Origin of the sequence: Nonomuraea sp. NPDC050691 (assembly GCF_040654455.1) — a bacterium.
In the GTDB taxonomy this organism is placed as follows: domain Bacteria; phylum Actinomycetota; class Actinomycetes; order Streptosporangiales; family Streptosporangiaceae; genus Nonomuraea.
Genome location: NZ_JBFAIA010000177.1, coordinates 1 through 17,407, shown reverse-complemented (window position 1 = coordinate 17,407; position 17,407 = coordinate 1). Strand labels below are relative to the sequence as shown.

Here is a 17,407-nt window from a genome sequence, read left to right as displayed (position 1 = left end):
GCGCCGGGGTGGCTCACGCCGCCCGCCGACTGGCGCGCCCGCGCGGACGAGGGGGGAACGGCTCGGCGCTCCCGTGCTGACCGGCGTCGACGCCGGCGGGTGGCCGCTGCCACTGCGGGCGATCGAGGCCCGGCGGGTGGACGACGGCTTCGTCGTGCTTACCGGCCCGCTCGGCGGCGCGGTGTCCGGACAGGTATGCCTGACCTTCCACGCCCACGACGAGGGCATGGGCTCCCAGAAGAGTGTCGTGCTGATGGGGCGGGCCGAGCCGGTGGCCGGCGGTGTTCACGTACGGGTCGAGCGGGCGTTGGGGGATTTCAGCCTCAGCGGCGACGCGCTGGAGCAGTTCCGGAAGATGAGGGCCAGTGCCCGGGCGCTGAAGCCGCGCCTGGGGCGTGAGCTCGCCCGGCGGGGCCAGCCCGTCCCCGTCGTCCGCCGGCCTCGATGACCGGCGCCCGAGGGATCGCGGAACGAACTCTTCCGCATTGCTCTCTAACGTGGTCGTGAACCACTGAGGAGGGACGTCGTGATCGAACTTTCCTGGCGTGAGGTCAGCGCGCGCAGGCTGGAGCGGCAGGGCCTGGCCACGCCGATGACGGCCGGGACGCCGGGCGGGGTGGTGCGGGGCATGTGCGGGGCGCACGCGCAGGTCATGTCGGCCGCCGAGCTGTCGGTCGCGCTGCGGCTGGACGGCGCGACCCGGTCGACGGTCCGTGAGGCGCTGTGGGGGACGCGCGAACTCGTCAAGACCCACGGGCCGCGCGGCACCGTCCACCTGCTCCCGGCCGCGGACCTGTGGATGTGGGTGAGCGCGCTGTCCGAGCTGCCGCTGGTGGGGCCGACGTTTCCCGAGCACGTACGGATGACCGGCGAGCAGACCGAGGAGGTGGTCGCGGCCATCGGCGTGGCCGTGCGGGGCCGCGAGCTGACCATCGACGAGTTGGGGGAGGCGGTGGTGGCCGCCACGGGGCCGTGGGCGGGGGACCTGGTGATGCCCGCGTTCCAGACGATGTGGCCGCGCTGGCGGCAGGCGATGGCGGCGGCGGCCCACCGGGGCGCGTTCGTGTACGGCCCGGCCCGTGGGCGCAAGGTCACCTACACCGGCCCACCCCCGGGAACCCTGCCCGGCCCTGCCGCCGGACCGGGCGACGGCGCGCGGGGAGACCGGGGGGTTCCCGATGGCGCCCGGCGTGCCGGGGCGTTTCGCGGGAGTGCGGCGGGGGGTGACAGCGTGGGGGAGGGGGCGACCCGAGCGGGCATGGCGGGGAACGGGGCGAAGGAGCTGCTCAGGCGGTACCTCGTCGCCTACGGTCCCGCCACGCCCCAGGAGTTCGCGCAGTGGCTGGGGGCGCCCCGGTCGTGGGCGGCCCGGCTGTTCGCCTCGACAGAGCTCGAGGAGGTGCGGTTCGCGGGCCGCCCGGCCTGGGTCGTGCCGGGCGACACGCAGACGCCCGGCGAGCCGCCGCGGGGTGTGCGGCTCCTGCCGTACTTCGACGCCTACGTGGTGGCCGGCCGGCCGCGCGAGCTGCTCTACCCGGGCGCGGCGGCCGGACGGGCGCTGAACGGAGGACAGGCCGGCAACCACGCCGTGCTGCTGGTGGACGGCGAGGTGGCCGGGGTGTGGCACCAGCGGCGTTCGGGCCGCCGCGTCCACGTCACGGTCGAGCCGCTGCGCCCGCTCACGGCCGCCCAGTCACGTGAGCTGGACGATCAGGTCGCGCGCATCGGGGAGATCCTCGAGGCCCGCCCGGAACCGACCATCGGCCCCGTCACCACCGGCCCCCACGCCTGACCGGTCCCGCGGCCCGCCGTGCCAGGCCGTCAGGTCTGGGCCCGGGCCGCATCGGCGCCCGGGAGACGTCCCGTCAGGTCTTCGTCCGGGCCACACAGGTGCCCGGACAGAGGTCCGCACGCCGGGTCCTCACACCTCTGCCCCGGGCGCCTTCCCGTCGGCCAGCCAGGCGTCCACTCCGGTCCTGAGCCGCGCCTTGACCTCCTCCGGCGCGAACGACGCCTCGATCGAGGCCCGGGCGAGGTCGGCCAGCTCCTCGTCCTCGTACCCGAACACCTCCCGCAGCCGCCCGTACTCCTCGGCCAGCGCCGTCTCCCCGTCGGTGTTGACCGTGACGGCCAGCCCCGCCTCGCGCAGGCGCGGCAGCGGGTGCCCGGCCAGCGACGGCACGAGCCCGAGCAGCACGTTGGACGTGGGGCAGACCTCCAGCGGCACCCGGCGCTCCCGCAGCTCGGCCACCAGCTCCTCGTCCTCGAGGACGCGGATCCCGTGGCCGATCCGCTCGGCGTGGCCCAGCGTCAGCGCCTCCCGGACGCTGTCCGGCCCCGCCGTCTCGCCGGCGTGGTGGACCAGCCGCAGCCCGGAGTCCCTGGCCTCGTCCAGCACCTCCGCGAACGGCGCCAGCGGGTGGCTCTCGTCGCCCGCGAGCCCGACGCCGATCACCCCGTCGTGGCGGCACGCCAGCTCCACCGTCCGCCGCAGCCGCTCCACGGATCGCCGCCGCGAGTGGTCGAGGAGCACCCGGCACTCGATCCCGTACCGCGCCGCCCCTTCGGCGAGCCCGTCGAGCACGGCCTCCAGCGGCATCTCCAGCGCCCCGACCCGCTCGCCGTGGGCGGCGGCCGTGAACGTCACCTCCGCGTAGCCCGTGCCCTGAGCCGCCTCGTCCTCGCAGAACTCCAGCGCCACCCGCCGGAAGTGCTCGGCCGTGACCAGCCGCTCCCGGACCAGCGCCCGCTGGTCGGCGAACTCACGGAAGCTCCGGAACGGCCCTTCCGGCTCGGGCGGCCCGCCCAGCTCGCGCACGGTCGAGGATCGTACGGTGCTCTCCAGGTGGACGTGCAGGTGCGCTTTCGGCAGCCGGGCGACGTCGCGCGGCTCCTGCCGGGTCCCGGGGTGTCTCACCATGGCTTTCTCGTGCTCGCTCACGTGGGTGAACTCTACGAAAGCCGCACCTGGGCCCGCATCTCCATTTGCCGGGGAACGGACGTCGCGGGCGGCCGTGCTCGCCGGTGGCCTCACCCGCCTTGACAACTAATTTTTTCGGTGGGATGGTTCGGGCATGCGAGATGTGGCGGTGATCGAAGACCCCGCGGCGGCCGAGGCGTCCCTCGACCCCATGCGCTCCAGGCTGCTGGCCGAGCTGGTCGAGCCCGGCTCGGCCACCACGCTGGCGGCCCGGGTCGGCCTGGCCAGGCAGAAGGTCAACTACCATCTGCGGACCCTGGAGAAGCACGGGCTGGTCGAGCTCGTCGAGGAGCGGAGGAAGGGCAACGTCACCGAGCGCGTGATGCGGGCCACGGCGGCCTCCTTCGTCATCTCGCCGGTGGCGCTGGCCGCTGTGCAGCCCGATCCCGCCAGGTCGTCCGACCGGTTGTCGGCGGGCTGGCTGCTGGCGGTGGCCGCCCGGCTCGTCCGCGACCTCGGCGAGCTGATCACCGGCGCGGTCAGGGCCCGTAAGCGGGTGGCGACGTTCGGCATCGACGGCGAGGTGCGCTTCGCCTCCGCGGCCGACCGGGCGGCGTTCGCCGAGGAGCTGACGTCGTTCGTGACGGCCCTCGTCGGCAGGTACCACGACGAGAGCGCCGAGGGCGGGCGCGAGCACCGGATCGTCGTCGCCGTCCACCCCTCCGTCAAGCCGTCCAAGCCGTCCGGGCCGCACACGTCAGCGCCGGCGTCCGCGCCGGGTGAGGGGGAGGGCTGACATGGGCCACCGGTTCGAGCTGCCCCAGGAGGCCGCGGTCGGCGTCACCCCGGAGGAGGTGTGGGAGGCCATCGCCACCGGCCCCGGCGTCGACTCGTGGTTCATGGGCCGTACCGAGGTGACGGAGAAGGCCGTGCGCACCGACTTCGCGGGGTTGCTGCCCGACTCGGCCGTCACGGCGTCCGACCCGCCCCACCGCTTCGCGCACCAGAGCGCGACGGGCGACGACGGGCGGTTCGTCGCGTACGAGTTCCTCATCGAGGGGCGCGACCAGGGCAGCACGGTCGTGCGCATGGTCACGAGCGGCTTCCTGCCCGGCGACGACTGGGAGACCGAGTACGAGGCGATGCGGAGCGGCCTGGCGATGTTCTTCGCCACGCTGGTCGAGTACCTCGGCCACTTCCACGGCCGCCCGGCCACGCCCGTCACCGTGTTCGGGCCGCCCGTCCGCGACTGGCCGGACGCCTGGCGCGCCCTGTACGCCGAGCTTGGCCTGGCGGCGGCCGGCGACGTGATGCCGCCGCCCGGTGACGTGGTGGGGCGGCGCGTGGCGTTCACGCCGGAGGGGCTCCCGCCCGTCGAGGGCGTCGTCTACTTCGCCAACGCCCAGACCCTCGGCGTCCGCACCTCCGGTGCGCTCTATCGCTTCATCCAGGGGATGCCCGGCGTCATGGTCGTCTCCCACGTCCTCTTCGCAGGCGGGGACACCGCCGCGCAGGAGCCGGGCTGGCAGGCGTGGCTCGGCCGGGTCTTCGCGGAGTGATCCCGCGTCCGCCGGCCCCGCGCTGCCGTTCATGGCGGCCACCTTCCGTCATACGCTGCCGCGTACCGGTCAGGGGCGGCGGGCCCGTACGCCGAGGACCATCGGCGTCGGCCCGTTGCCCTCGGCGAACCCGTCCAGCACCAGCCCCGCCTCCAGGAACGCGCCCAGGAGTTCGGCCAGCGGCCAGTGACTCGCACCCACCTTGTCGCGGATGCCCTGGTCCGTCCATGACTTCTTGGTCCAGTGGCCGTCGAGGTATCCGGGCCCGACCACGACCGCCTCGGGATCGGTCCGGTCGGCGAACCCGCCGCAGAAGCACGGATGCACGCCGACATGGACCAGCACCCCGCCCGGGCGCAGCACCCTGACCGCCTCCCGCAGCACGGCGGGGTAGGCCGGCATGTCGGTGTGGACCATCAGCGCCACGGCCGCAGGCAGCGACCCGTCGCGGAACGGCAGACGCGCCGCGTCGCCCCGCACGATCGGCAGACGCGGCCTGGCGTGGCGCAGCATCCCGGCCGACAGGTCGACGCCCACCGGGGACCAGCCCAGGTCGCGGAGGGCGGCGGCGTGGACGCCGGTGCCGCACCCGATCTCCAGGCACGCGCCCTCACCGCGGCCGAGCAGGCCGGCCAGCACCCGGCCCAGGCCAAGGGGGTCGTCCGCGGTCCTGGGCAGGAACTCGGTCTCGTACCAGTCGGCGATCTCGTCATAGGCGGCCCTCATGCCTCCATTCAGCCCGAGGCCCGTGCGCCCGGCCACCTGTTCCGCCGAAGGCTGATCACCGGGGACGAGGTCAGGGGGTGAAGCCCGCGATGGCGGACTTGATCGCGTCGCGCATCGTGCCGCTGCCGGTGTGGCCGGAGTCGTCCACCACGACGAGCCGCGCGTCCGGCCACGCCTGGGCGAGCTGCCAGGCGTTCTCCAGCGGGGCCCCCAGGTCGAACCGGCCGTGGACGATCACGCCGGGGATGCCGGCCAGCCGGTGGGCGTCGCGCAGCAGGGCGCCCTCCTCCAGCCACGCGCCGTTGGAGAAGTAGTGCGAGCAGATCCTGACCAGGGCCACCTGGGCGTCGGAGGGCCGGTCGCTGTAGGCGTTGTGCTTGCCGTTCGGCTCCAGGGAGATGACCGCGTCCTCCCAGGCGAGCCAGTCCTGGGCGGCCTTGGCGCGTACCGCCGGGTCGGGGTCGCCCACGAGCCGGTTGTAGGCGGCCAGCAGGTCCGGCAGGTCGCCGTCGCGCTGGTCCTCGGGCACGCCCGCGCGGAAGCGCTGCCACTCCTCGGGGAAGAACCGGCCCACTCCCCGGTACAGCCAGTCGATCTCGTACCTGCGGGTCATGGTGGCGGCGACCATGACGATCTCCGACACCCGCTCGGGGTGCGCCTCGGCGTAGGCCAGCATGAGCGTGGACCCCCACGAGCCGCCGTAGAGCAGCCACCGCTCCACACCCAGGTGCTCGCGCAGCCGCTCCATGTCGGCCACCAGGTGCGGCGTGGTGTTGGTGCTCAGATCGGCCGACGGGTCGGAGGCGTGGGGCAGGCTGCGGCCGCAGTTGCGCTGGTCGAACAGGATGATCCGGTGACGCTCCGGGTCGAACGTGCGGCGCTGGTTCGGCGTGCAGCCCGAGCCGGGGCCGCCGTGGACGACGAGGGCCGGCTTGCCCGCGGGGTTGCCGCAGACCTCCCAGTAGACGAGGTGGCCGTCGCCGGTGTCGAGGTGGCCGTGGTCGTACGGCTCGATCGGTGGAAGCATCGCACCAAGATACAACAGCGCTGTCATATCCTGGGGGTGAAGCGGACGAAGGGGATGAGCTTTCCGGCCTCGCGGTAGTCCTCCACGCTGCCGTCCACGGCGAACCCCATGATCCTGCACAGGTGGCGGGCGGCGACGGGGTGGCGCGGCGCGTACCGGGCCAGGATCTCCGCGCCCAGATCGGCCTCGAGAGGGGTGGCGGTCGCCCGGAGGGTGCGTCCGCCGACCTGGAGGGTCACCTCCGGGGTGGCCATGACGTTGCGGTACCAGTCGGCCTTGCGGCCGAAACCGGAGGCGGCCACGTAACCGTGCTCGTCGTGCTGGACGACCTCGATGACGGCCTGGCGGCGGCGGCCGGAGACGCGCCCGGTGTGGGTGAGCAGCATGACGCGGCCGCCCAGCAGCGGGCCCAGGCCGACGCGGTACATCAGGATGGGCAGGCGCCACAGCCCGCGGCGCAGCCCGGTCGGAGGAGCGGGCCTCTTGATGATCTCCATGGTTCAGCCTTTCCCGAGGAGGGGGCCGCACCCGGCCCCTGCCGTCGCGGTCGGTCACCGGAGAGGACGCCGGCCGGCAGCCGAGGTGGCGGGCGCTCCCCGGGCGGTGCCTAGGGGGTGTCGCGGCGCGGGGTGGCGAGGATGTGCTCGGCGAGTTCGCGGGCGCAGGCCACGGGGTGCGTGCCGGGCCGGGTGGCTCCGGCCGCCAGGGTGCCGTCGATGAGCAGGAGGAGCTGGGCGGCGGCGTGCGCCGGCCGGGGGTGGCCGAGCCGGAGGAGCTCGTCCTCGAGGAGCCGGTGGACGCGCTCGCGGTACTCGCGGGTGACGGCGTGGCCGGGGTGGCCGGGGTCGGCCAGGGCGAGGTCGGCGGCCAGGTAGCGGCAGCCGCGGAAGTCCGGCGCGTCGACGGCCTCGGCGAGCCCGTCGAAGACGGCCAGCAGGCGGGCGCGCGGATCGGCGCCGGCGTCGCGCATGGTCCGCCGGTACCACTCCTCGTCCTCGGCGGTGGTGCGCCGCAGCACCTCCACGATCAGCCCGTCCTTGCCGCCGAAGTGCTCGTACAGCGAACGCCGGGCCACGTTGGCGCCCTTCAGCAGCGCGTCGACGCCGATGCCCATCCCCTGGGTGTAGGTCAGGCGGCGGGCGGCGTCCAGCAGGCGTTCGCGCGGACCCGGTGCGGTGCGTGTGGTCATGACGTCAGCCTGCCACCGATTGACGAGTGGATCAACCGTTCTATATGGTCCGAGTAGACCGATCGATCTATCTATGAAGGATCCGAGCCATGGCACCCCGCACCACCACCGAGGTCATCGACCGTTTCAACCACGCCTTCACCGGACGCGACGCCGGCGCGCTCACCGACCTGATCGGCGAGGACTGCGTGATGGAGTCGGTCCAGCCGGCACCCACCGGAGAGCGCGTCGAGGGCCGCGCCGCCTGCCTGGCGTGGTGGAGCGCGCTCGTCGAGGACGGCACGACGCGGTTCGAGCCGCAGGAGGTCATCGTCGCCGGCGACCGGGCGACGATCCGCTGGCGTTACTTCTTCGGTGACGGCCCGGCCGACTGGGTGGAGGGCGTGAACCTCATGCGCGTCCGCGACGGCCTCATCGTCGAAGCCCTCGGCTACAGCAAGACCGCGGGCGAGGTCCCGCTGGCCGCCGAGTCCGGTCTCGACGGCTGACCGGCGCGCCTCGGATCCTCGGACACGCCCGTCTTGGCGACCCCGTGACGGGCGCGTTCCGGCCGCCGCCGCGGGTGAGGTGCGTCACAACCTCTGGGGGAGTGTCACACTTCGCGGGCGTCGCCCCTCTCAGGAGGTGATCGCGACGACCGCTGAAGGAGCCCGCAATGCCCGATGCGCCGCCACCCGCCCACCTGGCGGAGGAGGCGACCAGGATCTTCCTCGACCACCGCGAGCTGCTGTTCTCCATCGTGTACGCGATGCTGGGCGGCGTCGCCGACACCGAGGACGTCCTCCAGGAGACCTGGCTCGCCTGGGCCGCCCGCTGGGGCGGGGCCGAGGCCGGTGAGATCGCCGGCCCGCGCGCGTACCTCGTCCGCGTCGCCGTCAACGCCGCCCTCGCCCGCCGGGCCGCCGTCAGCCGCCGCCGCGAGACCTACCCCGGGCCGTGGCTGCCCGAGCCCGTGATCAGGGACGTCCCGGCCGGGTCCACCGAGGCCGGGACCGCCGGGGAGGACGCGGCGGAGCCGGCGCTGCGCGCCGAGGCGGTGTCCATGGCGCTCATGGTGGTCCTGGAGACCCTGGCCCCGGTCGAACGCGCCGTGTTCGTCCTGCACGAGGTGTTCGGCTACGCCCACACCGAGATCGCCGGCATGCTGGGCCGCCCGCCCGCGGCCGTCCGGCAGCTCGCGCACCGCGCCCGCGAGCACGTACGGGCCCGCCGCCCCCGCTACCGCCCCGACCCGGGTGCCCGGCGGCAGGTCACCGAGCGGTTCCTGGCCGCCGCGCTCGGCGGCGACCTGGACGCGCTCATGCGCGTTCTCGCGCCCGACGTGACGCTGTGGACCGACGGCGGCGGCAGGGCGCGGGCCTCCCTCCAGCGGCCGGTGCGCGGACGCGCCAAGGTGGCCCGGCTCATCGCGGGCATCACCTCCCACATCCCGGAAGGGGTCGAGGTCCGCTATCGCACCGTCAACGGCGACCCGTCGGCCGTCCTCTTCGACGGCGACGCGCCGTTCGCCGTCATGGTCGTCGATCTGGCACCCGACGGCGACCACGTGACCGGCATCTACACGGTCACGAACCCCGACAAGCTCACCCATGTGACGTCTGCCCGCCCGGCCACCGAGCCGGCCCCGGACGGACCTCCGCCGTCGGAGGCTCCTCGTCAACGGAAGGTTGAACCATGATCCTGGTCACCGGTGCCACCGGCGCCCTCGGCCGTCCCCTCGTCCGCCTGCTCGCCCGCGAGGGCGCCAAGGTGCGCGCCGTCACCCGCGACCCGGACGCGGCGCGCCTCCCGGACGGCGTCGAGGTCGTCCGGGGCGACCCGTCCCGGCCGGACACGCTCGGCCGGCACCTCGACGGCGTCACCACCGTCTTCCTGCACCCCCGCGCGTGCGGCGACAGCCCCGAGGAGCTGCTCGCCCTGGCCGGGCGGCACGGCGCGACCAAGGTGGTGGCGCTGTCCGCCGTCAACGTGGACGACCCGCTGAGCCTCCAGCCCTCCCGCGCCCGCGGCGACCGCAACAAGGAGACCGACGCCGCCGCGGCGGGGAGCGGACTGGAGTGGACCAGCCTGCGGCCTGCCTCGTTCGCCGGCAACGCGCTCGTCTCGTGGGGGCCGCAGATCCGCGCCGGCGACGTCGTCCGGTACGTGTACGCGGGCTTCGCGGAGCCGCTCGTCGACGAACGCGATCTGGTGGAGGTCGCGGCCCGCGCCCTGCTCACCGGCGACCTGGCCGGCCGGCGGCTGGAGCTGACCGGGCCCGAGAGCGTCTCCCACGAGCGGGCCGTGGCGCTCATCGGCGAGGCCGCCGGCAGGCCGCTGCGCTTCGAGGAGATCGCGCCGGAGGCCGCCGAGGAGGGCATGGTGCGGGGCGGGCTGCCGCGGCCGTTCGTGTCCGCGCTGATGGCGAGGTACGCCCGGTACGCGGCGCTGCCGCCCGCCGGGCCGACCGGGACGGTGGAGGAGGTGCTGGGGCGGCCGGCGCGGACGTTCGCCCAGTGGGCCGCCGACCACGCCGCCGCCTTCCGCTCCTGACCCGCCCCGTGGCCTCCGACAGCGTCCCCGGCCTGCCGCGCGACTCGGTGAGAGGGGTCAGTTCACTCGGGTGACCCGGCCCAGGGCCGGGGGCTGCAGCGGGCTCTTCGCCCGGATGTAGGACTCGAAGGCGTCGATGTCGCGTACCTTCTCCACCCGGTCGGTCCCCTCGGTCAGCACGGAGAAGCCGTCGCCGCCGTTCGCGATGAAGGAGTTGGCGGTCAGGCGGTACCGCGCGGCCGGGTCGACGACGGTCCCGTCGAGCTTGATGGTGGCCGGGTCGATCCGGTCGCAGGCGGGCTTGGCGTTGTCGTAGGTGTAGGTCAGGCCCTTGGAGATGCCGAGCACGCGTGCCGTGCGCTGCTCGCACCACTGCTGCTCCAGCAGCCGTTCGAGCTGCGTGCCGGTCAGGGTCATCGTGACCAGGGTGTTCCTGAACTGCTGCACGCGCATGGCCTCGCCGTGGGTGACCAGGTTGGGCAGGTCGTTGCCGGTGGCCGAGACGTACAGGTCGCCGCCGATGCCTCCGCCGTACGGAGGCTGGATCGCGATCTGGGCGCCGCCGTTCTCCGGCGCCGAGGTGGCGAAGAGCCGGGCGTCGGCCAGGGCGTGGCCCATCGTCGACTCGCCCACGGCGTTCCTGGCCGCCGTGAGGTCGCCGGTGATCATGCCGACCGGCTTGTCCAGCCGGCGGTGCGCCTCCTCCTCGCTCTTGCGGCGCAGCACCGAGATCGGCCCATGGGGCTTGATGTCGTGGGTGACCGTGATGTTCTCCGCCTTCGCCGTGACCGGGTTGCCGGTGGCGCGGTCGACGGTGAGGTTGATCCGCGTGACCTCGCGGCTGAAGCCCGACGTCTGGGTGACGGGGATGCCGTTGATCACGCAGTTGTAGGCGTTGTGCGTGTGGGCGGAGACGACGGCGTCCACCTCGGGATCGAATCTGGCGACGATGTCCTTCACCGGTCCCACCAGGTTGTTGCACTGGTTGGGCAGGCCGCCGCCGGTCTGGCCGCCGCCCTGGTGGAGCAGGACGACGATGGTGCGCACGCCCTTGGCCTTGAGCTCCGCGACGTAGGCGTTGACGGTCTCGACCTCGTCGCGGCCCTGCAGGGGCGCGGTGGGGGAGGGCGCCTCGAAGAGCGAGTTCTTGTGGGTCAGCCCGATGATGCCGACCTTGACGCCGCGCACCTCCTTGACCAGGTAGGGGTCGAAGGCGGGCTTGCCCGTGGTGGTGTCGACGATGTTGGCGCCCAGGAAGGGGAAGGAGGCGCCCTTGAAGCCCGGCACGCTGCACCCCTCGACCGGGTGGCAGCCGCCGTTCTCCAGCCTGCGCAGCTCGGTCAGGCCGCGGTCGAACTCGTGGTTGCCGACGCTCGAGGCGTCCAGGCGCATCAGCGACAGCGCCGCGATGGCCGGCTCGTCGTTCATGACGGCCGAGGCCGGGCTGTTGATGATGTTGTCGCCCGCGGCCAGGCGCAGGGTGCCGCGAGGGTTGTCCTTCTGCAGCCGGTCCATGTGGGCCGCCAGGTACTCGGCGCCGCCCGCCTCGACCGGGCCGTCCGGGGTCATGGCGATGCTCGAGGGGAGGGAGGAGTGGAAGTCGTTGAAGGTCAGTAACTGGATGTCCACCGCGTCGGTGGAGGCGGGCAGCAGGCTGGTGCTCCCGAGCACCAGGGCCATGAGGAGGTTGCGCATGGCCTCGAAAGTGACATAGTCCCAGCAAGTCCCGCAAGGGGGAAAATTTCTAACATCCGCTGTTGAATGTGAACTATTGACATACCTGCCGGAAACCGGGAGGGTTCCTCCCATGTCACCGATCCTGGCCCGAATCCGGGGGGTCGAGCCCACCCTCACCGCGGCCCACCGGCGCATCGCCGAGACGATCCTCGCGGAGCCCGCCGTCGTGGCCGCCTCGACCATCGGCGAGCTGGCGGAGCGGTGCGGCACCTCGCTCACCACCATCACCCGCTTCTGCCGCGAGCTGGGCCTGGCCGGCTACCCCGAGCTCAGGCTGGCGCTGGCGGCCGAGCTCGGGCGCAACGACGCCGCCCCGCGCGAACAGGGCCTGATCGCCTTCTCGCCGGACGACCCCGCGAGCCTGGTGCTGCGCAGCCTGCTGGCCAGCGACATGCGCGCCATGGAGGAGACGGCGGCCCAGCTCGACCTCAAGGCGGTGGACCGGGCGGTCTCCGCCCTGGTGCGCGCCAGGTTCATCGACTTCTTCGCGGTCGCCGGCAGCGCCGGCGTGGCCATGGACCTGCACCTGCGGCTGCACGCCGTCGGCCGGCCGGGCGCGCTGTGGACCGACGTGCACAGCGCCGTCTGCAGCGCCAACGCGCGCGACGACCAGGACGTGGCGCTCGGCATCTCCCACTCGGGCACCACGGCCGAGGTCGTCGAGCCGCTGACCATCGCCAGGGAACGCGGCGCCACCACGATCGCGGTCACCAACTTCCCCCGCAGCCCGCTGGCCGAGGCCGCCGACATCGTCCTCACCACCGCCGCGCAGGACACCCCCTTCCGCGCGGGCGGGGTGGCCGCCCGCCACACCCAGATGCTCGTCATGGACTGCCTCTACATCGGGGTCGTCCAGCGCACCCACGAGACCAGTAACCAGCTCCTGACCGCCGCCACTGACGCGGTCGCCAAGCACCGCCTGCCCCCACGCTAGGAGCCGCTCATGCGCCTCGCCGCCGCCGCTGTCGCCTTGGCGATGGCCGTCACCGCCTGTGCCCCCTCGACCACCCCCCGTGCCGCCGACGGCAAAGTCACCCTCTCGGTGTGGGGGTGGGGTCCCGAGGCCAACTTCGACAAGATGTTCGCCGCGTACGAGAAGCTCCACCCCGGCGTCGACGTCGACGCCCGCTCCTTCACCACCGCGACCGAGTACGACACGATCCTGTCCACCGGCCTGGCCGGCGACAACGGCCCCGACCTGGCCTGGCTGCGCGCCGGCGCGAACCTGCAGCCGCTCGTCGAGGCCGGGCGGCTGCTCCCGCTCGACACCAAGGACGTGCCCGGCCTCGCCGGCTTCGACCACGCCATCCTGCGCGCCGCCAAGGGCGACAAGGACGGCAAGGTGTACGGCGTGCCGTTCGCCGTGCAGACCCTGCAGGTGATCTACAACAAGAAGATCTTCGCGGCCAACGGCATCACCCCGCCGAAGACCTACGACGAGATGATCGCCTCCGCCGGGAAGCTCAAGGCCAAGGGGATCATCCCGTTCGCCTTCGGCGGCAAGGACGACTGGATGCTGCCGATCGTGGCCAGCATCTTCGGCACCGCCCACTGGGGCGGCGACGACTTCATCGCGGCCGTCAAGGCCAAGCAGAAGAAGTTCGCCGACCCGCGCTTCGTCGAGGGCATCGACCAGCTCAACAAGCTCAAGCCGTACTTTCCCGAGAACGCCGCCGGCGTCTCCTACACCGACGCGCAGATCCTGTTCTCCTCCGGCAAGGCCGCCATGTTCCCCGGCGGCCTGTGGGAGCTGAACTTCTTCACCGAGAACGCCAAGGACGTCGAGCTGGGCGTCTTCACACCGCCCGTGCCGGAGGGTCAGGGCCTCATGCCCGGCTTCACCGACGGCTCCTACGGCATCAACGTCAAGACCCGGCACAAGGCCGAGGCGCTGAAGTTCGCCGCCTGGCTGGCCTCACAGGACTACGGCCGGCTCTACACCGACACGCAGCGCACCTTCTCCGCCGTGCCCGGCGTCACGCCCAAGGACCCCCTGCTCGGCGAGGTCGCCACCACCTTCGAGCAGCACGGCGCCACCTACTTCATGAACGAGTTCGCCTACGGCAACCCCTCCTCGGCCGCCGTGTTCTCCAAGGCGCTGCAGGAGATGCTGCTGGGCCGCATCACGGCCGAGAAGGCGGCGGAGCAGCTCGACAAGAGCGTGTCCACATGGCTCTAGGCCTGCGGCGGGGGCAGGGCAGGAACGGATCGTCGTACCTGTTCCTGATCCCCGCCTTGCTCCTCTACTCCGCCTTCGTCGTCTACCCGCTGTTCACCGGCCTGACCTACAGCTTCTTCTCCTGGAAGGGCACGCTGCGCGACGGCTTCGCCGGGCTGGACAACTACGCCGGCCTGCTGTCGGGCGCCTTCCGCGACCAGCTGCTGCCCGCGCTGGGGCACAACGCCCTGCTCTTCGCGGGCACCATGCTGGTGCAGAACACGCTGGGCCTCGCCTTCGCCCTCGCCCTGTCCCGCGTGCGGCGCGGCAAGCGGGCGCTGCAGACCATGTTCGCCCTGCCGTACCTGGTCAACCCCCTGGTCATCGGCTACCTGTGGACGCTGCTGCTCAGCCCCGCCTTCGGCCCGGTCAACGCGCTGCTCAAGCCGCTCGGCCTGGCGATGCCGTGGCTGGGCGACCCGGACACCGCGCTGCCGACCGTCATCGTGATCACCACCTGGCAGTGGGTGGGCTTCCCGATGCTGCTGTTCAGCGCCGCCCTCGGCGGCATCCCCCAGGAGTACGCCGAGGCCGCCAGGACCGACGGCGCCGGCTCCTGGCAGGTGCTCTGGCGCGTCACGCTGCCGCTGCTCAAGCCGGCCATGGCCACCGTCACGATCCTCAGCTTCATCGGCAGCATGGGCACCTTCGCCCTGGTCTACGCGCTCGGCGGCTCCAACGGCGCCCCGGCGGGCGCGACGGACGTGCTCGGCCTGCTGTTCTACCGGACCGCCTTCGCCTCCGGCGACGTCAACGCGCTCGGCACCTCCTCGGCGCTGGCGGTCTTCATGTTCACCCTCATCTTCGGCTCGACGCTGCTGCTGGAGCGGGTCCTGAGGAGGAAGGCGTGAGGGCGTCGATCGTCAAGGTCCTGCTCTGGGGCTACGCCGCCTTCTCCATGACACCGCTGCTCGTCATGGTGCTCAGCTCGTTCCGGCCCACCAGCGACATCTTCGACCAGCCGCTCGGCCCGCCCACCGGGTTCGGCAACTACGCCAAGGCGTGGACGGAGGCGTCCTTCTCCACCTACGTGGTCAACTCGGCCGTCGTCGTGGTGTGCGCCGTGCTGCTGGGCGCCGTGGTCTCGCTGCTGGCCGCCTACCCCCTCGGGCGCCGGGAGTTCCGCGGGCGCGGCGTGTTCGCCGCCTACTTCGTCTCCGGCATGACGTTGCCCGCCCACCTGGGCGTGCTGCCGCTGTTCTACCTGCTGGAGAGCATGGGGCTGGTGGACTCGCTGAGCGGGCTGGTGCTGGTCTACGCGGCCGGGTCGGTCCCGTTCAACGTCTTCGTGCTGACCGCCTTCTTCCGCCAGCTCCCGCACGAGCTGGACGAGGCCGCCGCCCTGGACGGCGCCGGGCCGTTCGCGACCTTCTGGCACGTGATGCTGCCGCTGGTCCGGCCCGCGCTCGCGACGGTGGTGGTCTTCCAGTTCGTGCCGATCTGGAATGACTTCTTCTATCCCCTGGTCCTGATGCGGGACGAGAGCAAGCTGACCCTGCCGGTCGGCCTCACCCACTTCTTCGGCCAGTTCCAGAACGACTGGGGGACGCTCTTCGCCGGCCTGGTGATGACGACGATCCCCCTGGTCGTGCTCTTCGTCCTGGCCACGCGCCAGATCGTCGCCGGGCTGACCGCCGGCATGAACCGTTGAGGAAACAGTCTATGGATCTTGTGATGGCCTTCGCCGACGAGGCGCGTTCCCGCCTGGACCGGCTGGTGACCGGCCAGCTGCCCGCCATCAGGCAGGCGGGGGCGCTGATCGCGGAGACCGTGCGCGCCGATGGCGTCGTGCACGCCTACGGGACGGGGCACTCCGAGGCGGTGGCGCTGGAGGTGGCGGGCCGGGCCGGCGGTCTCATCCCGACCAACCGGCTCACCCTGCGCGACCCGGTGGTGCTGGGCTCGGCCGACCCGGGCGAGTTCGACCCGCTGGCCGAGCGCGACCCGCGCACCGCGCACCAGGTGCTGGCGCTGCACACGATCGAGAAGTCCGACGCCTTCGTCATCGCCTCCAACTCCGGCGGCAACGGCTCGACCGTGGAGATGGCCCGGCTGGTCAAGGAGCGCGGCCTGCCGCTGATCGCCATCACCTCCCTGGCGCACTCCGGCGCCATCACCTCGCGCCATCCGTCGGGGAAGCGGCTGTTCGAGCTGGCGGACCTCGTGATCGACAACCTCGCCCCGTACGGCGACGCCGTCCTGCCGACCGAGCACGGCCCGGCGTGCGGCATCTCGTCGATCACCTCGGCGCTGATCGTGCAGCTCATGGTGGCCGAGGCGATCGGCCTGCTCCTGGCGGATGGAACGGTCCCGCCGGTCTACCTGTCGGCCAACATCCCCGGCTCCGACGCCCGCAACGACGCCCTCGTGGCCCGCTACGCCGGGCGGATCAGGACCGGGGCGCTGTGAACCTGACGATCGCCGCCTTCTGGCCGCCGCCTCCCCACGAGACGACCGTCACCCGCTACCGGGAGATCGCCGACGCCGGCATCGACCTGGTCATCACCGGCAACTACCTCAACGACCGCGTCATCCTGCGGCACGCGCTGGCCTGCGCCGAGCAGGCGGGGCTCGGCGTGCTGGTCGCCTCGGACCCGCGCGTGGACGTGCTCATGCGCGACCTCGACGTGGACCCGGCTCCGCTGCTCGGCCGGGTGGTCGACGACTACCGCGCGTTCCGCTCCTTCCGCGGCGTCAGCCTCATGGACGAGCCGCACGCCGAGCAGTTCCCGAGGGTGGCGGCCGGGGTCGCCGCCGTGCGCGCGGCCGGCGCCTTCGCCTACGCCAACCTCTTCCCGAGCCACGCCACCGGCCCCTACGACGCCTACGTCGGGGAGTTCGCCAGGCTCGTCCGCCCCGACGTGCTCTCCTTCGACCGCTACCCGTTCCTGGCCGGCGGCGTCGACGACGGCTACCTCGCCGACCTGGCGACGGTGCGCGAGCACGCGCGCCGGGCCGGCCTGCCGGCCTGGATGTACGTGCAGACGCTGGCCTACGACGGCCACCGTGAGCCGTCGGCCGCCGAACTGGCCTGGCAGGTCAACACCGCCCTGGCCTACGGCTACACCGGCATCCAGTACTTCACCTACTGGACGCCCGACCCGGCGCGCGGCGAGGGCTTCCAGCCGGCGCTCGTCGACGGGGACGGCGTGCCGACCGAGCGCCACGGCATCGTGCGCGACCTCAACACCCGCTGGCTGCGCCCGGTGGCGGCCGAACTGTCCGGCTGGACGTCGGTGGAACACGCCGGCGACGTCCTGGTCGGCCGTTACGGCGAGCGCCTGCGGTTCGTCTGCAATGCCCGCTTCGACGAGCCGGTCGAGGTCACGCTCGACGGGATCGGCGAGGCCTTCGACCCGGCGACCGGTTCCTACGAGCCCTGCGGCACGGCCTTCACCCTCGCGCCGTCACGGACGACGAGCAGCCGCTGCCGGAGGAGCTTCTCGCCGCTCTTGAGCCCTACGCGGCATCCACCGGCAACGGCACCGTCAACCAGGAA

19 protein-coding genes are annotated in these 17,407 nt (G+C 72.8%); 13 read left to right on the top strand and 6 right to left on the bottom strand.

Features of this window, described 5'->3' with window-relative positions:
* The coding region (locus AB0H81_RS37180; RefSeq protein ID WP_358384637.1) for a hypothetical protein at positions 1-448 on the top strand (448 nt) is incomplete at its 5' end.
* 78 nt (positions 449-526) lie between these two features.
* On the top strand, positions 527-1,792 hold the full coding sequence (locus AB0H81_RS37175) for a winged helix DNA-binding domain-containing protein (RefSeq protein ID WP_358384634.1): 1,266 nt from the start codon (positions 527-529) through the stop codon (positions 1,790-1,792).
* 129 nt (positions 1,793-1,921) lie between these two features.
* Here AB0H81_RS37175 and add read toward each other — a convergent pair whose 3' ends face one another.
* On the bottom strand, positions 1,922-2,941 hold the full coding sequence (gene add, locus AB0H81_RS37170) for an adenosine deaminase (RefSeq protein WP_358384632.1): 1,020 nt from the start codon (positions 2,939-2,941) through the stop codon (positions 1,922-1,924).
* Positions 2,942-3,074: 133 nt separating this feature from the next.
* On the opposite strand from add, the gene AB0H81_RS37165 reads away from it, so the two are divergent.
* Both AB0H81_RS37165 and AB0H81_RS37160 read left to right on the top strand, forming a co-directional pair.
* A complete protein-coding gene (locus AB0H81_RS37165; protein ID WP_358384629.1) occupies positions 3,075-3,716 on the top strand; it encodes a helix-turn-helix domain-containing protein in 642 nt (213 codons plus the stop codon).
* 1 nt (position 3,717) lies between these two features.
* Entirely contained in the window at positions 3,718-4,479 is a 762-nt protein-coding gene (locus AB0H81_RS37160; RefSeq protein ID WP_358384626.1) for an SRPBCC domain-containing protein, read from the top strand.
* Between the two features lie 69 nt (positions 4,480-4,548).
* On the opposite strand, the gene AB0H81_RS37155 is transcribed toward AB0H81_RS37160, so the two are convergent.
* The 4 genes from AB0H81_RS37155 to AB0H81_RS37140 all read right to left on the bottom strand — a co-directional run bounded on the left by AB0H81_RS37155 (position 4,549) and on the right by AB0H81_RS37140 (position 7,421).
* The gene (locus tag AB0H81_RS37155) at positions 4,549-5,205 is read right to left on the bottom strand and encodes a class I SAM-dependent methyltransferase (RefSeq protein WP_358384623.1); all 657 of its coding nucleotides are present in this window, start codon (positions 5,203-5,205) and stop codon (positions 4,549-4,551) included.
* 70 nt (positions 5,206-5,275) lie between these two features.
* Positions 5,276-6,232: a prolyl aminopeptidase gene (gene pip, locus AB0H81_RS37150; RefSeq protein ID WP_358384620.1), complete on the bottom strand. Its 957-nt coding sequence runs from the start codon at positions 6,230-6,232 to the stop codon at positions 5,276-5,278.
* Between the two features lie 23 nt (positions 6,233-6,255).
* A complete protein-coding gene (locus AB0H81_RS37145; protein ID WP_358384617.1) occupies positions 6,256-6,729 on the bottom strand; it encodes a nitroreductase family deazaflavin-dependent oxidoreductase in 474 nt (157 codons plus the stop codon).
* 110 nt (positions 6,730-6,839) lie between these two features.
* Entirely contained in the window at positions 6,840-7,421 is a 582-nt protein-coding gene (locus AB0H81_RS37140; RefSeq protein WP_358384614.1) for a TetR/AcrR family transcriptional regulator, read from the bottom strand.
* A gap of 89 nt (positions 7,422-7,510) precedes the next feature.
* On the opposite strand from AB0H81_RS37140, the gene AB0H81_RS37135 reads away from it, so the two are divergent.
* The 3 genes from AB0H81_RS37135 to AB0H81_RS37125 all read left to right on the top strand — a co-directional run bounded on the left by AB0H81_RS37135 (position 7,511) and on the right by AB0H81_RS37125 (position 9,953).
* The gene (locus AB0H81_RS37135; protein ID WP_358384611.1) at positions 7,511-7,909 is read left to right on the top strand and encodes a nuclear transport factor 2 family protein; all 399 of its coding nucleotides are present in this window, start codon (positions 7,511-7,513) and stop codon (positions 7,907-7,909) included.
* A 167-nt stretch (positions 7,910-8,076) separates the two neighbouring features.
* On the top strand, positions 8,077-9,099 hold the full coding sequence (gene sigJ / locus AB0H81_RS37130) for an RNA polymerase sigma factor SigJ (RefSeq protein WP_358384608.1): 1,023 nt from the start codon (positions 8,077-8,079) through the stop codon (positions 9,097-9,099).
* Complete coding sequence (locus AB0H81_RS37125; protein WP_358384605.1) at positions 9,096-9,953, top strand: NAD(P)H-binding protein; 858 nt, start codon at positions 9,096-9,098, stop codon at positions 9,951-9,953. The genes sigJ and AB0H81_RS37125 overlap by 4 nt, the downstream gene beginning before the upstream one ends.
* Before the next feature lie 57 nt (positions 9,954-10,010).
* On the opposite strand, the gene AB0H81_RS37120 is transcribed toward AB0H81_RS37125, so the two are convergent.
* A complete protein-coding gene (locus AB0H81_RS37120) occupies positions 10,011-11,648 on the bottom strand; it encodes a bifunctional metallophosphatase/5'-nucleotidase (RefSeq protein WP_358384602.1) in 1,638 nt (545 codons plus the stop codon).
* Positions 11,649-11,760: 112 nt separating this feature from the next.
* Here AB0H81_RS37120 and AB0H81_RS37115 point away from each other — a divergent pair, with 112 nt between their 5' ends.
* From AB0H81_RS37115 to AB0H81_RS37090, 6 genes are all read left to right on the top strand, one after another.
* Entirely contained in the window at positions 11,761-12,624 is an 864-nt protein-coding gene (locus AB0H81_RS37115) for a MurR/RpiR family transcriptional regulator (RefSeq protein ID WP_358384599.1), read from the top strand.
* A gap of 9 nt (positions 12,625-12,633) precedes the next feature.
* Positions 12,634-13,869 carry an extracellular solute-binding protein gene (locus tag AB0H81_RS37110; RefSeq protein ID WP_358384596.1) on the top strand — a complete coding sequence of 412 codons (1,236 nt, stop codon included), beginning with the start codon at positions 12,634-12,636 and terminating at the stop codon, positions 13,867-13,869.
* Positions 13,860-14,759 carry a sugar ABC transporter permease gene (locus AB0H81_RS37105; protein WP_358384593.1) on the top strand — a complete coding sequence of 300 codons (900 nt, stop codon included), beginning with the start codon at positions 13,860-13,862 and terminating at the stop codon, positions 14,757-14,759. Before AB0H81_RS37110 ends, AB0H81_RS37105 begins: the two co-directional genes overlap by 10 nt.
* Positions 14,756-15,559, top strand: coding sequence for a carbohydrate ABC transporter permease (locus AB0H81_RS37100; RefSeq protein WP_358384590.1), 804 nt, complete (start codon positions 14,756-14,758; stop codon positions 15,557-15,559). The genes AB0H81_RS37105 and AB0H81_RS37100 overlap by 4 nt, the downstream gene beginning before the upstream one ends.
* A gap of 11 nt (positions 15,560-15,570) precedes the next feature.
* Positions 15,571-16,317 carry an SIS domain-containing protein gene (locus AB0H81_RS37095; protein WP_358384587.1) on the top strand — a complete coding sequence of 249 codons (747 nt, stop codon included), beginning with the start codon at positions 15,571-15,573 and terminating at the stop codon, positions 16,315-16,317.
* Positions 16,314-17,407, top strand: a 1,094-nt coding sequence (locus tag AB0H81_RS37090) for a hypothetical protein (RefSeq protein ID WP_358384584.1), incomplete at its 3' end; no start/stop codon positions are given. The genes AB0H81_RS37095 and AB0H81_RS37090, both read left to right, overlap by 4 nt.